The sequence below is a fragment of the Paenibacillus sp. FSL M7-0802 genome, from assembly GCF_038004945.1.
GTDB classification, from domain to species: Bacteria; Bacillota; Bacilli; order Paenibacillales; family Paenibacillaceae; genus Paenibacillus; species Paenibacillus polymyxa_B.
In genome coordinates this window covers 3,021,767-3,037,192 of sequence record NZ_JBBOSD010000001.1, presented here as the reverse complement: position 1 = coordinate 3,037,192, position 15,426 = coordinate 3,021,767, and the positions used below count along the sequence as shown (strand labels likewise).

Annotated in this window: 9 protein-coding genes; 4 read left to right on the top strand and 5 right to left on the bottom strand. The window is 46.6% G+C overall.

The window, feature by feature from the left end; genetic code table 11:
- The first annotated feature begins 243 nt into the window (after positions 1–243).
- The 3 genes from MHB54_RS14135 to MHB54_RS14125 all read left to right on the top strand — a co-directional run bounded on the left by MHB54_RS14135 (position 244) and on the right by MHB54_RS14125 (position 4,418).
- Positions 244–1,596 carry a right-handed parallel beta-helix repeat-containing protein gene (locus tag MHB54_RS14135; RefSeq protein WP_264454392.1) on the top strand — a complete coding sequence of 451 codons (1,353 nt, stop codon included), beginning with the start codon at positions 244–246 and terminating at the stop codon, positions 1,594–1,596.
- Positions 1,597–1,708: 112 nt separating this feature from the next.
- Complete coding sequence (locus MHB54_RS14130; RefSeq protein ID WP_013312587.1) at positions 1,709–3,241, top strand: MFS transporter; 1,533 nt, start codon at positions 1,709–1,711, stop codon at positions 3,239–3,241.
- 49 nt (positions 3,242–3,290) lie between these two features.
- Positions 3,291–4,418 carry a glycoside hydrolase family 88/105 protein gene (locus MHB54_RS14125; RefSeq protein WP_023990952.1) on the top strand — a complete coding sequence of 376 codons (1,128 nt, stop codon included), beginning with the start codon at positions 3,291–3,293 and terminating at the stop codon, positions 4,416–4,418.
- A gap of 77 nt (positions 4,419–4,495) precedes the next feature.
- Here MHB54_RS14125 and MHB54_RS14120 read toward each other — a convergent pair whose 3' ends face one another.
- The 4 genes from MHB54_RS14120 to MHB54_RS14105 all read right to left on the bottom strand — a co-directional run bounded on the left by MHB54_RS14120 (position 4,496) and on the right by MHB54_RS14105 (position 11,947).
- The gene (locus MHB54_RS14120) at positions 4,496–5,452 is read right to left on the bottom strand and encodes a polysaccharide deacetylase family protein (protein WP_068939128.1); all 957 of its coding nucleotides are present in this window, start codon (positions 5,450–5,452) and stop codon (positions 4,496–4,498) included.
- Between the two features lie 195 nt (positions 5,453–5,647).
- Positions 5,648–7,606 (bottom strand): acyltransferase family protein, encoded by a 1,959-nt coding sequence (locus MHB54_RS14115; protein ID WP_023990954.1) that lies wholly within the window; start codon positions 7,604–7,606, stop codon positions 5,648–5,650.
- A 276-nt stretch (positions 7,607–7,882) separates the two neighbouring features.
- The gene (locus tag MHB54_RS14110; protein ID WP_013312591.1) at positions 7,883–9,232 is read right to left on the bottom strand and encodes a sodium-dependent transporter; all 1,350 of its coding nucleotides are present in this window, start codon (positions 9,230–9,232) and stop codon (positions 7,883–7,885) included.
- A gap of 162 nt (positions 9,233–9,394) precedes the next feature.
- A complete protein-coding gene (locus MHB54_RS14105) occupies positions 9,395–11,947 on the bottom strand; it encodes a DUF2339 domain-containing protein (protein ID WP_264454391.1) in 2,553 nt (850 codons plus the stop codon).
- 717 nt (positions 11,948–12,664) lie between these two features.
- On the opposite strand from MHB54_RS14105, the gene serS reads away from it, so the two are divergent.
- Entirely contained in the window at positions 12,665–13,954 is a 1,290-nt protein-coding gene (gene serS, locus MHB54_RS14100) for a serine--tRNA ligase (protein ID WP_264454797.1), read from the top strand.
- Positions 13,955–14,059: 105 nt separating this feature from the next.
- Here serS and hmpA read toward each other — a convergent pair whose 3' ends face one another.
- Positions 14,060–15,289, bottom strand: a complete 1,230-nt coding sequence (gene hmpA / locus MHB54_RS14095) for an NO-inducible flavohemoprotein (protein ID WP_264454390.1) — start codon at positions 15,287–15,289, stop codon at positions 14,060–14,062.
- Between the last annotated feature and the right edge of the window lie 137 nt (positions 15,290–15,426).

Sequence of the window (15,426 nt, the reverse complement as noted above, 5' to 3'; positions counted from 1 at the left end):
GCATTTTTAGTTGAAACAAAAGTGTGAACTTTTTTTCACAATATCAAAAAAACAGTAAAAAACTGTTGATGCAAACGTTAACATATATTACACTGTGCATATACTTCTTAGAGCGTTTTGGACTAATGGTAGATCAATCTGTCCCCCCAGGAGGTGTCCTGTTTTTAGTGGAAAGACAGCATGAGTCACTTTTATAGATGCTATCTTCTTTTAAAATATGAGCTCAAATAAGGAGGAAATTACATGTTTAAACGAAATGATCGTCCAAAAACCGGCTTTAACGCTCTAAGACTCGGTGTTTCTTTTGTTTTCGCTTCTTCTTGTCTTATTGGAACCGCTTACGCAGATACGTCATCCAACGACATCCCTTCTTCTGCACTCACAGAAGAGGTAGTTAGTACAACCGACGCAACAGCTGTCTCCGCAACGTTAGCGGCAGGAGATTTGTATGTGTCGCCAAATGGTAACGTGTCCAATCCGGGTACAATATCCAGTCCTACCACGCTCGAAGCAGCACTTACACAAATTGCTCCTGGTAAAACTATTTATCTGCGCGGTGGTAACTACACTTACTCCTCAACGATTACAATTCAGCGTGAAAACAGCGGCAATAACGGCTCACTCAAAGGGTTGGTCGCTTACGGTAGTGAAAAGCCGGTACTTGATTTCTCTGCTCAAGCCTTTGGTTCAGCCAATCGTGGACTTCAGCTTAACGGAGACTTTTGGCTAGTAAAGGGCCTTGAAGTAAAGGGTGCCGGAGATAATGGTATCTATATCGGCGGCAGCAATAACCGAATCGAAAACGTGGAAACCCACCACAACCGGGATACTGGACTCCAGCTTGGACGTTACTCGCCTAACGCTTCCACTAGTGAGTGGCCTTCGAACAATTTGATTTTGAATTCTTACTCTCACGATAACGCTGATCCCGATAATGGTGAGGATGCCGATGGCTTCGCGGCTAAATTAACTGTAGGATCAGGCAATGTGTTTGATAACTGCTTGGCTGCGTACAACGTAGACGATGGCTGGGATTTGTATAGCAAAACCGAAACGGGTCCCATCGGCGAAGTAACCATTTTGAACAGTGTGGCCCACCACAACGGGCAGACCTCAGATGGAACGTCTACCGCGAACAGCGACGGCAACGGATTTAAGCTGGGTGGAGACAAAATCAAAGTCAACCATATTGTGAAAAACAGCATTGCTTTCCAGAACAAAAAACACGGCTTCACCTACAATAGCAACCCCGGCAGCATTACGTTGACCAATAATACTTCGTGGGACAATGGACAAAGTAATTTTGCTTTTGACAAGGGTGATCACGTGTTCATAAACAATCTTTCCTTTGAGGGAAGCGCCAGTGACAAAACAAGCGGTACAGATCAAGACAACTCTAGCGTTTGGTGGAAAAACAAAAAATCGACAAATGCCAAAGGTCTGGTAGTCAGTGCAGACGACTTTGTTAGTCTCACGCCTTCTATCACTCGAAGTGCAGACGGTTCCATCCAGCTAGGTGATTTCCTTAAGCTGGCCAAAGGAAGCGATCTGATCGGCTCGGGTACTCCGAGCGGAAAAAATATAGGGGCACGTTAAAAGCCCCGCCTAATCAGGACGCCCTGGCCCATCTACCAACTCAGACAATTTTGCATAATATAGCGACCGGTGATTGTCCTCATAACCAGACAAAATATGAGGTGAACAGATCATGGAACGAAGAATCACATTGAAACATACACTCGCCTATGGAAGCGGTAACATGCTGGGAAGTGGCGCACTTGCTATTAGCGGTGCATGGTTAATGTACTTTTATACAACCTTTTGCGGACTGTCTCCCGTTCAGGCCGCGGCCATTTTCTCTGTTGCCAGCATCATAGATGCAGTCAGCAATCCGATCATGGGCTTTATCAGCGATAACTTTCACCGGACCCGCTTGGGCCGTAAATTTGGCAGACGACGCTTTTTCATCATGATGGGTATCCCGCTGATGCTCGTGTATCCGATGCTTTGGGTAGATGGGTTGGGCTTCTGGTATTACCTGAGTACGTACGTACTGTTTGAACTGGTGTATACCTCTGTCATGGTGCCGTATGAAGCACTAGCGTCAGAGATGACCCGAGATTTCGGCGCACGCTCCAGATTGACCGGATGGAAGGCCATGTTTGGCAAAATCGCCAATTTTGCGGCTGCTTTTATCCCTGGTCGCTTTATTGCCGAGTATGGCAAAGACTCTCCATTGCCTTTCTTTTATACCGGTCTCGTTTTTGCAGCTATTCTGCTGATTGCGATGGCATTCTTGTATAAAAACTCCTGGGAACGTCCAAGTGAGGAACTGCAAAAGGAACTGGAAGGTGAAGCTCCGCTTTCCTTTATAGATTCGATGAAAAAGTTGTTTGTCGACATTTCCTCTACCTTCCGAGTCAAGACGTTCCGTCATCATCTTGGGATGTACCTAGGCGGCTTTTCAGCTGAGTGGCTGTTTACTTCTGCTTTTACGTACTTTATTGTCTTCTCCTTGTTCCAAAGCTCGGAGATGGTATCCAATTTGAACAGCTTTAACTCTGTCATTCAATTGATTTCTACCTATTTCTTCATCCAATTCTGTGTGCGTAAAGGGTTCCGTATGCCTTTTATCGCCGCACTCGTTGTCGTTTGCTTTAGCGTAGCAGGTTATGGCCTGCTCTATATAACGGGAGCCTCGAATACGATGGTATGGCTATATGTCATCACACTGTTCATGGGACTTGGTACAGGGGGCGTCTACTACATCCCTTGGAATCAATACACGTTCCTTGCCGATGTGGATGAAGCGTTGACTGGCCGTCGCCGGGAAGGTATTTATGCAGGTATGATGACTTTTGCCGGAAAAATGGTGCGGGCCGTTGTCGTCTTCATTCTTGGCTGGGTATTACAGCATTTTGGCTTTGTATCCGGGGCTGATAGTCAGCCAGTCGCTGCTCAGCACGCCATCTTTTATGTACTCGTGGTCGGTACCATCGTTCTCGCGATCATCGGTATGATTGCTTCTGTCGTGATGAAGCTGGATATTGACAGCCACAAGAAGCTGATCGCCGAAATTGATCGTCTTAAAAATGGCGGCTCCATGAAATCAGCCAAACCGGAAGCACGAAAGGTATTCGAGGAACTGACAGGTTTCCATTACGATCGGTGCTGGGGCAACAATAATGTGGGCTTTAAGAACAAACCTGTTGACCCTAAAACACACACTCCGTCTATGTAATAACAATAACAAATACAGATTAAACATTTACTAAAGAGGTGACTGTATCATGGCAAATCCAACATCACAACCAACAACCAGTCCTACAAAAACAGATTCTTGGGCAGTACGTATGAGCGATTCCGTTCTACAACGGAGTCCAGAATTTTACGAAAAATGGGAATATGACCACGGCGTCATTTACAGAGGTCTGGAATGGGTTGGCGAACTGACAGGCGATCCCAAGTATATGGAATATATAAAGAAACATATGGATCATTTTGTTGACGAAAATGGCGTTATTCAGCGCTATAAAGTAGATGAGTACAATATTGACCATGTGAATAACGGTAAACTGCTCTTCTCTCTGTATCGTGCTACAGGAGATGAACGATATAAAAAGGCAGCCTACCAATTACGCAGTCAGCTGGAAAAACACCCGCGCACAAGCGAGGGCGCATTCTGGCATAAACAAATTTATCCATATCAAATTTGGCTCGACGGCTTGTACATGGGTGCCCCGTTCTACGCTGAATTTATCCGTGAATTCGGAGATCCGTCAGAGTTTGACGATGTGACCCTGCAATTCAAGCTCTGCTACGAACATACACGTGATCCTAAAACAGGCCTGCTCTACCATGCCTGGGATGAGAAAGGTGAGCAGCATTGGTGCAACCCGGAAACAGGCTGCTCCAAAAATTTTTGGGGACGCTCTATGGGTTGGTTCGTTATGGCACTCGTTGACGTGCTGGACTATATTCCAGAGGATCATGCAGACCGTCCCGTCCTGATTGATATGCTGACGGAAACACTGGAAGCCCTGCTGAAAGTGCGTGATAAAGAAAGTGGAGTCTTTTATCAAGTGCTCAACCTGGGCCATGTGAAAGGCAACTATCTGGAAGCCTCTGCTTCCTGCATGATTCTCTATGCTATTGCCAAGGGCGTTCGCAAAGGCTATCTGCCAGAGCAATATCGTCAAGAGGCAGAAATTATCCGTAAGGGAATTATCGATGAATTTATCACGATTACTGAAGAAGGACTCGTGAATCTGAACAAAACGGTGCAAGTAAGCGGTTTGGGTGGTAAAGATCGTCGGGATGGCACCTTCGCTTACTATATCAGCGAGCCGATTATAACCAACGATCCCAAAGGTATCGGAGCTTTCATTCAGGCGATGGGTGAAGCAGAACGCATCTAAACACGCGAAGTATAAACCTTAATTGCAAAAAGGACGGTGGCCATCAGCCCCGTCCTTTTCTTACATATAAACATATCCTACTTCATAACCTTAAACTCATATCCCTGTTTCTTTAGGAATTCTATAATTTGAGGCAACGCTTTTGCGGTTTCTTCTTTACCATAGGTGTCATGCATGAGTATGATTGCTTTTTCACGACCTTTGACTGACCTTATAAACTGGTTGATTAGTGCCGGTGCCTTCTTGGATTTCCCCTCTGCATCCTTCGTTAATACATTCCAATCTACCTGATGATAGTCCTTTTGATGTAAAACTTTATCCAAAGCAGCCATCCCCTGTGGATCTCTGCTATTCCATGTCATGTGGCCCCCCGGAAACCGGATCATTCTTGTGGTGAACTCTGGCCCCAGAATACTTTTTAACACCTTATTGTTCCTCTCAATATCCTGCATAACATGGTCCGTGCTTACCCGCTTGTTAGGATATAAATACTTATAATTATGAGAGTACGTGTGGTTTCCTATCGCATGACCTTCTTTAACAATTCTTTTGATAATGTTCCTGGTATGTTCATTTTCATCGGCTTCTTTTCCTACGATAAAAAAGGTTGCCTTGACCTTCTGTTTTTTCAGAATGTCTAATATTTTAGGTGTTACCGTCACGGATGGACCATCATCAAAGGATAAGTAGGCCACTTTTTTACCATCGGCTCCATCGGGCATCTGCCCTAGCATTTGCTGTTTTAAATATTTTTCGACAAAGGCACCATCTTCTACTTCGGGGTCGCTTTTTGGAGAGACTGCTTTACCATTTGCCCCCGCATTTACTTTACCTTTTGATGAGTCCTTGGATACGGAATCTGTTTTTTTAGCAAGCTCCTGTGTTGGCGCATGTGTTTTGTTATCTGAGACCTTTATCGCAATGAAAGTAATACAGCCTGCCACAAATAATATAATAGCAAGTAAAATTAGTCTTTTTCTGTTCCTCTTCAAGCGGTGTTCTCTTGTCCTACTATGTGAATAGCCCTTTTCCATTAGCTTATGTACCTCCCACTAAAATAAGAAAAACCACCGGATCAGGGTTGATGTACACGCCTTAGAATGGCCATGGGAAAAACCCTTAGGTTTAGCCGATGAAAATTTAGGGATGCACTTCAACCAGAGGACAACCTACTCCCGGTGGCTTTCTTGTCTTGCATTTGCATAATTTATGAGTATCATTGCAGTTTATTACGATTGCTTCGTTAAGGCCTGAGCCAACAAGGACGCATAAGCTTTAGCACCACTAGGTTTTAAATGTACTCCGTCATGCTCGAAATATGAATTTTTACCAGAGCTAGCTGCATACCAGTCAATCATTGTAATTCGCGGGTCCTGCAACGCTGCTTCGGCAAGATGCTTGTTCACAATACTCTCCCACGGCCGAGGCACACGGGTATTCACGAGTATAATATGCTTCGTATCCTTCAGACTGGCCAGCAAATTCGCTAACTGATCCTTGGTGAAAGCGCCGTTCGTGCCCAGCTCAATAATAACTGTCTTACCCAGCTGTCCGTTCTGTCTTAGCTGCTCCAGTACGGCAGGCGCCTCCGCCATCTGACGGCCGATCCGTCCATCTACAACAGCTCCCGGGAAGGAATCCTGAATGTACGACTGTACATCCAACATGACAGAGTCTCCAATGGCGGTCACACTCGACCCATCACCTGTAATAGGCGTAGCTTTTTTGGGTTTGTCCGAAGGTTCCGACGGTTTCGTAACATCGTCCGTAGTACCAGCCTGGACCGCCGTGTTTTTAGGCGTCTGGGCTTGAGACGGGACTGGGATCTGCACCTTGCTGCCCTCGGACCCTTGCAGCTTGATGGCTTTGGGCTCCTTGGAAGCCACGGATACCGTTCCGTGAAGCGGCGGCATCGCCTTTGCCTTTGCGACTGGCTTCTCATCACTTGATGCTGCCTGAATCGTTGCGTCAGGAGACGCCACGTACAGGTGGACGGTACCCACGAGAATACCTGCAAAAAGCACAGCCGCTGTAGTTGTAGGCATCCATCTCCACCGCGCCTGTCTACGAACCGCTGAACGGATTTCTGTGATCCAGTGGCGGAATCCTCCACGGCGAATCGGCTCCTCGATATATTTAAATGAGAGAGACGCCAGCAATACGGTAGCTAGCAATTGTAAAATGATACGCATCACATGCACGCCATCGGTATCTACTTGAGGCGTCGTTAGCGTAATAACCGGAACATGCCACAGATACAGTCCATAGGAACGGGCTCCAATCCAGCGTAGCGGCTTGATTCCAAGGAGACGACCAAGGTGGCTTACCGGATGTGCCAACGCTGCGACCACAATAGCAGTGACCAAAGCTATGCCCAGCAGGCCGCCCCGGTACAGAGATGGGTCATATTCATTCGAGGCCCACGCCCAGTGACAAAGCAGCAGCAAGCTTATTGCACCGATGCTGTCCAGAAGCATACGCGCCTTAGGAGAAGCTTGCTCTTTCAGTTTGCCGCTTGGCCATACCAAGGCCAGCGCCGCACCGATCAGCAGAGCAAATCCGCGCGTATCCGTGCCATAATACACCCGGCTCGGGTCGCTTCCTGGTACGTAAATCACTGCCATCAGGAGTGCAGATATTAACGCCAGACAAGTCACCCAGCCTGCGAGCACAATACGCTTGGGCATGAATTTTAGCCCAAGCGCCAGCAGTAAAGGCCATAAGATATAAAACTGCTCCTCCACCGCCAGCGACCACAGATGCCCGAGCGGAGAAGGTGGGCCGAAACTTTCAAAATACGAAACCTGATGGAAGATAAACCACCAATTGCTCATATACACCAATGCGGCAGGTACATCTCCGCGCAAGGCCGTTAGCCGTGACGGATCGAAAAGCAACGAGCACAGGACAATGACAGCCACAACCGTCAACATGGCAGGCAGCAACCTTCTGGCACGACGCAACCAGAAATCTTTCATTTTAAAACTATGATATGTATCCCACTGACTCACCAAAATATCTGTAATCAGATACCCCGACAAAGTAAAAAACACGCCTACACCCAACAAACCACCCGGCAACCAATCCGGATTCAGATGATACACAATGACTGCGATGACCGCCAGCGCTCTTAATCCATCCAAACCTGGCATATAACGACGTTGTGACGGCAATTGCTTAGACTTCATTTCAGCCGCCGTCCTTCTTGCAAATTCAAGCTCCCTGTCTGTTTCAATGCTCTTCTGCCCTTTCCCTCTCCTGCACATCGTCTGTGCGATGCCCTGTAGCCTTTTCATTCATTATATAAAACTTCATAATCGTAATGATTTCAATGAAGTTAAAATTAATGACAATGTTTTTATTATATCATTCCTTTCCACAGTTAGGTAACCACTGATAGATATACAAAAAAAGGCATCTCTTCCCTTAGGAAGAAAATGCCTTTTTATTAGTATTCTATGCTCTTAAAATTTGATGATACCTGAGGTATGAAGGAAGACCAACAACATCAGGATCGGTGCAACATACCGAAGACCGAATAACCATACGTTGAACCAGAAGGGTTTGATGTTCGCATGCTCAGCCGCAGTCTTCCAGTAATAACCTGTGAATATAACAATCAACAAACCGCCTAACGGTAAGAAGATGTTGGAAGCGGTGAAGTCTACGAAATCAAAGAATGATTTATCCCCCACTTTTAATTCCGGCACCAGGCCCATGGACAATGCAGAAGGGACGCCCAGCATCAAGCACAGGACCGATACGACGATGACAGAGCGAACCCGGCTCCAACGCATACGCTCCATGACATAGGCTACTGGAACTTCCAGCAAGGATACCATAGAACCTAATGCAGCAACCGCCAGCAGTACAAAGAACAAACCGCCGAAGAATGCACCAAAAGGCATTGCCGAGAAAGCAGCCGGTAAAGCAATGAAAACCAGAGATGGTCCTTGAGCTGGGTTAATTCCGAAGGAGAAGGTTGTAGGGAAAATAATCATACCTGCGATAAACGCATAGATTAAATCTCCGCCACCAACTGCCAGCATGGCTCCACCCAGCGATTGACGGCGATCCACGTACGCACCGTACGTGATCATAATTCCCATCCCCAGTGAGAGTGAGAAGAAGGCATGTCCCAAAGCAACCAATGCAGACTCTATACTTAGCTTAGAGAAGTCGGGATTCAGAAAGAAGGATACGCCCGCACCAGAGCCTGGCAGCATAAGAGCGTTAATCATCAACACGAGCAACAGGATGACCTTGGCAGGAATCAAAATTTTATTGAACTTTTCAATCCCGTTTGATACCCCAAGAGTAACCACGACTGCTGTAAATGCAAAAACAACTAACAGCCAAACCAACGGCGCATACCCGGAGGAAAAAGAAGCGAACTGTCCAGCAAAATCATTATTTGAAAACAGATTTCCGCTAAATGCCTCTACGGCATAATGCAGTGTCCAGCCTCCTACAATGGCATAGAACGATAAGATAACAAAAGGCACGATAACAAACATAATGCTCATCTTGCCCCAAATCGGGTGACCGCCTACTTTTACCATTGCAGAAGCAGCACTTCCTCGACCTGCACGACCAAGCGCAAGCTCTGCTAAAAGTACAGGCAAACCAACAAGCAACAGGCAGACAATAAACAATAAGAAAAATGCAGCTCCGCCATATTGTCCTGTAATATACGGAAATTTCCATATGTTACCTAGTCCTGCCGCACTCCCGATCGCCGCCAATATGAATCCAGCAGACGAGAAGCGTTCATTTTTATCAGACAGGCTATTCTGCCCCTTGCTCAAATTCATTATATCCCCCTCATTCTCTCTACTTACGCATAAACATGAGCATGCGTACATAAATAATTTTTACTCATTATAGCGTAAGTAGGATGTAAGGTCATGCATAATTTTTCACTATTACCGGATTTATTTTCATAATGTTCCGTATCTACAAAATACAACAGAAAACTACATATTTTCTTCAACATCCTTCTTTATTATGGTCTCTCCCATGCGATTAGATACTTTTTGATAAATATACGAAATCGCCAACAGTACAACACCAAAAGAGAAGTAGGCTACAATCGTGCTCCCCGTCGTTAACAGGTGCAGATCATACAACAGCAGCTTACCTGTCGACAGCAAGGTCAAGCCCAATCCAAATCTGCGAATGTAGACCACTCGCTTGAGGAAGCCGTATACAATATACAAAATGGCCAGCAGCAAATACACCAGACTGAACACAAGACCAGCATCCCCCAGGCGGAACTGAACTCCGAGAAAGGCGGTTATGATACCCAGCAAATATACACCCATAATGACCGGATACAACTCATTGCTTCTATAATGTCGGGTCATCAGTGCGTTCAGAAAATCCCTGCTGCTGAAGAATACCAGCACATTAAAGGCTGCGAGTACCACTAACGCCACATAATCAGCAGCCGTATTTTGTGCATAATTTTCATGCAAGGTTGGAACCGTTACGGTGATCACCAGTGCCAGCGCGTAGCCTATGACGTACAACGCCAAGCTGTAGTATTTAATCACCCGATCATACAGCAACCTCACCTTAGGCAGGAAATAAGCCAACACCAGCGATACGCAGGTGTACAACAACACTTTGTACAAGGTGTAATGGACAAACCCGTCGGATACAACGATGTTATACCAATGCCCGGCTTCATACAAAAGGTAGAAATACACGTTCACCAAAGCTACATATTTAAATCCTTGCATGATATGCATTTCGTACAAACGATTGTTTTTGAAAGCATTCGGACGGCTAAATTCACTCGCATAGAAGACGGTAACGATTAACATTCCCAGTGTAATGAGCGTATATTTGAGTCCAAAATAGTCTGTTTCAAATCCTGACAACAGATATATAGGGAAATCGACGAAAAAGAATGCGCCCAGACACAGTAATAAAATGCCCCAGCCAGCTCGTTCCAATTCCTTCAACCGGTAACGGTGCCCATATAATGTAAGAAGAACCGCTTCGATCAACCAGCCCATGGATAACCATCTAACTCCAAACTGGAACGGCACCATAAGGATGGCAAAGGTCAACGAAGTCGCATAAAATAATATTTTGGTTTGTTTCTCCTCTGGAATATATCGACGGACCCCTTGTCCCAGACCCCCGTACACCAAGCAAAAGACGAGAGCCAGCAAGCCTTTATAATCATCCAGGCCTGCATCGCCGAACAGAGAATACAGAACGGAACAGCTCACGACTGTATTCAGAGCCAAAAGGGAGAAATCCAGCCATGACAGTTTTGATTTTAAACGGAACGGCACCCACAGCGTCATCCCGAGGTACATCGCAAATGTAATGACTGCATACAGCATGCTCGCTACGGCACTTTCCGATAACCACGCCAGCACAATCATCAAGGGCGTATTAAGTAAAAAGCTGATATATTGCACGACGACCCACCGTTTGCGGAAGGATACAAGCAGAATCAGCAAATTTAACAGGAACAAATAGCCCATGGCGATATACACGGCGTTCCCTTCCAGTCCGTTCGCTGCCATATAGGAAAAGAGCGGGAGATATCCCCCTACTAAACCAAAAGAGCATATCGTTCGGGATTCATACCTTAATGACAGTAGCACAGCGGTCACCGTAACGAGTACGGATAAGCCTATGCCTGTATACATTCCTATGATTTCTAACAAAAAGTAGCTGTAAAAAATCGATCCGTACAACACAGAAATACCGCCGCCCAAAATACCGAGCGCAAAGGTCTGCTTCTGCTTGCGGTACAGCCACTCCCCGCCGCCCAGCATCAACGCTCCTAGCAGAAAGAAGGCCACGCCCTTCATATTTCCTGTAAACCAGTTCGAGTATGAGTATTTAAAAGCGGCTCCCACACCCAATATAATGAGCAAAATCCCCAGCTTGTTGATCCAGTTCAAGCCTAGCTTCATTTCAAACTGATTTTGCTTCATGCGCTTCTGCATCGTTTCCTCGCTGATCTCTTCTTCTCCGAACTGCTGGAACTCGCTTGCCGTCTGCTGAAGCAATTGGCGCTCGGCCTCCTGAAACCGCTCGCGTTGTTCCATGATCCGGTCACGAATCTCCTCTGAGAACAGTCGTAATCTGGCGACGATCTCGTCCTGATCTTCTTTAAGCTCATGCGTAGTCTGCTGAATAAGCTGGTCCACCCGGTTTTTAGCCCCATATTCAAAGGATGTCAGCCGATTTTTCCCTTCTGCGGTTCTGGAAGCAAAATAGGTCTCCAGCTTTTCACGCGAAATGCGGATCATATTCGCCTTTTCACTCAGCATTTGCTCCGTCAGCGCAGTGCGCAGCTTTCCATTTTCCTGCTCAATATGTCGTACTCGCTCTTCCAAGTGAATGCAGCGAGCCTGATAATCCTCGAACTTTTTTCGCAGAACCTCATTCTCCAGAATGATATCTGAGGCTTCATAGTCCGCGATTAATGTTTGATACTCCTTGAGCAGCTTGTTCTGTTCTTGGCGGATCGTATGTAAACGATCTTTAAAATCCTCCATGTTCTCCTCCATCGCTGTCCATTTTGGTAATCATTACATTTTACATGAAATTAAAAAGGCATTATAGAGACTATAGCCCATTTTGGACGTTAAATTGGGGCTTTTACTTAAATATTCTTCCAGTTTCATGATCGCAGATGAAGTAGAATGGATATACATATGAAATAAAGCCTACCTTTCCCCTTCGCAAACATGAAATCCAAATTGAAAGGAGATATACATGTATTCAATAAGTGGCACTATAGCTTTGATAGCAAGCATGTCTATGTTTTGGCTTTTATACGATTTGAGAGTCAGCCATTCTGTAGGCTATAATGATGCCTTTTACTTATTTCCACTTATTTTAATTACGCTGTGTATTTATTTTTATTGGAAAGATCACGATGAAAAAAGGAATTAATTCAATGTGCAGACTCATGCCCTTGATTACCCTGCCAAAAATCCGTATACTTACAAAAAAGCAAACGATATTATGCCTATGAAGAGCATCCAACTCGGAGGCGTTTACGCCAAGGACCATACGTTAGCGTAGGATATGGCGATATGTACCTAAGTAAACCGGACCCGCCCGTTACAGCGGAGCAAAGTGGATTGGAGAGTTATGACATCTGTCATGCTGTCTGGTCAATTTGGGTGGCACCGCGAGATCAAAGCGCTCCTCGTCCCATGTGGATGAGGGCGCTTTTTGTATTTTTATCTGAAAAGGAGTGCGGTGTCATGTTGGATATCAAATGGATCAGAGAGCATCAAGAGCAAGTTCAGACGGCAGCAGACGGCAAAGGAATACAGGTATCGGTCGCGGAGCTGTTGACCCTGGATGATCAGAGAAAACAGCTACTTCAGGAAGTGGAACAGCTTCGACAGAAGCGTAATCAGTGTAGTCAGGATATTGGCGCGCTAATCCATGCCGGCCAGAGTGAACAGGCAGAAGGGGCGAAGCGGCAGGTTAAAGAAATTAACGGACGGCTAGATCTTCTGGAAACCCCGCAACAGGAAGTAGAGGAACAGTTTCAACAGCTCTTGCTTCTGATGCCTAATATCGTATCGCCAGATACACCACGGGGGAGATCGGATGAGGATAATGTGGAACTGGAGCGGGTCGGGTCGGTTCCGAACTTCGAATTTGAACCAAAGGATCATATGGCGCTCGGTGAGCTTCACAAGCTTATCGACGTCCCTCGGGGTGTCAAAACAGCTGGTACCCGTAATTATTATCTGACGGGAGCAGGGGTTGCATTGCATCGGGCTGTGCAGCAGCTTGCGGTCGATCTGCTGACTGAACGTGGATTCCAGTTGCTGGATGTTCCGCTGATGGTACGTGCAGAGGCGATGCGCAGCACTGGTTTTTTCCCGCTCGGACTGGATCAGACGTACCGCATCTCAGGAGAGGATCAGTGGCTTGTAGGCACTTCGGAAGTGCCGCTGGTCTCGTATTACAGCGGTGAGATCGTGGATGTTACGGACCCGATTCGGCTGGCAGCCGTGTCCGTATGCTTCCGCAATGAGGTTGGCTCGGCCGGAAGGGATGTGCACGGACTGTATCGTGTGCACCAGTTTGCCAAGGTTGAGCAGGTCGTCATCTGCGAAGCCAGCCTGGACGCTTCGGAACAGATGTTTCAGGAAATTACGCGCAATGCGGAAGACCTGCTTCAACTGCTGGAGCTGCCCTACCGTAAGATAGCTGTCTGTACAGGCGACATGGCGCAAAAAACCTACAAGCAGGTGGACATTGAGACATGGATGCCCAGCCGCCAGGCTTACGGCGAGACACATTCGTCGTCCCAGCTGCTTGATTTCCAGGCGCGCCGTTCCAACATCCGGTACCGCAATGCGGACGGCAAGCTGAAATATTGTTACACGCTCAACAACACAGCGGTTGCTTCGCCCCGGATTCTGATCCCGTTGCTGGAGCATCACCAGCAAGAGGACGGTTCGATCCGTATTCCGGAGGCTTTGCGCCCATATATGCCGCGAGGTATGGAATTTTTGCGTACTCCCTTGTTATGAAAACAGGAGTGCACTTTGAAAAGTAGTACCCAATGAGCAGGATTTCCCATTGTAATCATCGCAAAAAAAGACGAAGGACAAATATCCTTCGTCTTTTTTGATGTCTTATTGTGCTTCTGCTTCCCATGCGCTGGCAGGGCCAAAGAATTCATAGTGGATATCCGAAGCAGGGATATTCCACTCCTTCAACAGGCCGTATACCGATTGCATGAATCCCTCAGGGCCGCAAAAGTAATAATGTGCGTTACGTTCCGGTATCACGGATTGCAACCAGTCCAGATCCAAACGGCCTTCCTTGTGAAAAGCCTGTGCCAGCCGATCCTGCTCCGTTGGTCTGCTGTAACACCAGCGAACTGCAGCCTGTGCATGTATGGCGACCAGCTTTTCCACCTCATTGCGCAGAGCATGGTTATCTCCGTTGACTGCTGCATGGACAAAGGTGATAGGCCGATGCGGAGCAGATTTCACCAAGGAAGCCAGCATACTAACCATCGGGGTTAGTCCGACCCCTCCGCTGATCAGCACGACAGATCTACGATCTGTCCGATCCAGCGTAAAATCACCCGCCGGTGCAGATACCTGAAGCACATCGCCCTCTTGCACCTGCTCATGCAGATACACGGATACTTTACCTGCCGGACGGGACTCTACAGCATCCTCTCGCTTTACAGATATTCGGTAGTGAGGTTGGCCCGGTGCATCCGAAAGACTGTATTGACGAATGTGGGTATTATGTTCTCCCGGGATTTCCATCTTTAAGCTGATATATTGTCCGGGCTCGAATTCAGGCAACACCTGTCCATCCTGCGGCACCAGATAAAAGGACGTAATTTGGTCGCTTTCTTTAACCTTTTTCTGCACAACAAAGCTCTTAAAGTCTGACCAGCCTCCCTGCTGCTGTCCAGCCTCCTTGTACATTTCAGCTTCCACGTCTATAAATACATTAGCGATCACACCATAGGCCTCGGCCCATGCGGCAATGATCTCGTCTGTAGCCGCATCTCCCAGTACGTCCTTGATCGCAGCGAGCAGATATTTTCCGACGATAGGATAATGCTCGGGCTTAATTCCCAAACTGCGATGCTTATGTGCAATCTGGCGTACCACCGGAAGAATTTCCTCCAGACGGTCAATGTGCTGTGCAGCCGCGTATACAGCATTGGCCAGCGCTCCCTGTTGACGTCCTTGCTTCTGATTCGCGTGATTGAATATATTGAGAAGCTCGGGATGGGCCTCAAACATCATCTGGTAAAAACGCTTGGTGATTGTAGTTCCGTGTACCTCCAAAACAGGTACAGTCGATTTGATCGTTGCAATGGTTTGCTCACTTAGCATCTTTGTATCCCTCTTCTCTCCAAAATAAGATAACAAAGGGTATTTCAATATATGTCCCATTTGTAACCCTCAATTTAAAGCAAGTATACCCACATAAAGTAACCGTTTATGTGATTCCAGTCACTTTAAATTTAAAA

What these genes read in the sequence shown, in the direction of transcription:
- serS (WP_264454797.1), top strand. Translation starts at nt 12,665, where the DNA reads ATGTTGGATATCAAATGGATCAGAGAGCATCAAGAGCAAGTTCAGACG.
- MHB54_RS14125 (WP_023990952.1), top strand. Translation starts at nt 3,291, where the DNA reads ATGGCAAATCCAACATCACAACCAACAACCAGTCCTACAAAAACAGAT.
- MHB54_RS14110 (WP_013312591.1), bottom strand. Translation starts at nt 9,232, where the DNA reads ATGAATTTGAGCAAGGGGCAGAATAGCCTGTCTGATAAAAATGAACGC.
- hmpA (WP_264454390.1), bottom strand. Translation starts at nt 15,289, where the DNA reads ATGCTAAGTGAGCAAACCATTGCAACGATCAAATCGACTGTACCTGTT.
- MHB54_RS14105 (WP_264454391.1), bottom strand. Translation starts at nt 11,947, where the DNA reads ATGGAGGATTTTAAAGATCGTTTACATACGATCCGCCAAGAACAGAAC.
- MHB54_RS14130 (WP_013312587.1), top strand. Translation starts at nt 1,709, where the DNA reads ATGGAACGAAGAATCACATTGAAACATACACTCGCCTATGGAAGCGGT.
- MHB54_RS14115 (WP_023990954.1), bottom strand. Translation starts at nt 7,606, where the DNA reads ATGAAGTCTAAGCAATTGCCGTCACAACGTCGTTATATGCCAGGTTTG.
- MHB54_RS14120 (WP_068939128.1), bottom strand. Translation starts at nt 5,452, where the DNA reads ATGGAAAAGGGCTATTCACATAGTAGGACAAGAGAACACCGCTTGAAG.
- MHB54_RS14135 (WP_264454392.1), top strand. Translation starts at nt 244, where the DNA reads ATGTTTAAACGAAATGATCGTCCAAAAACCGGCTTTAACGCTCTAAGA.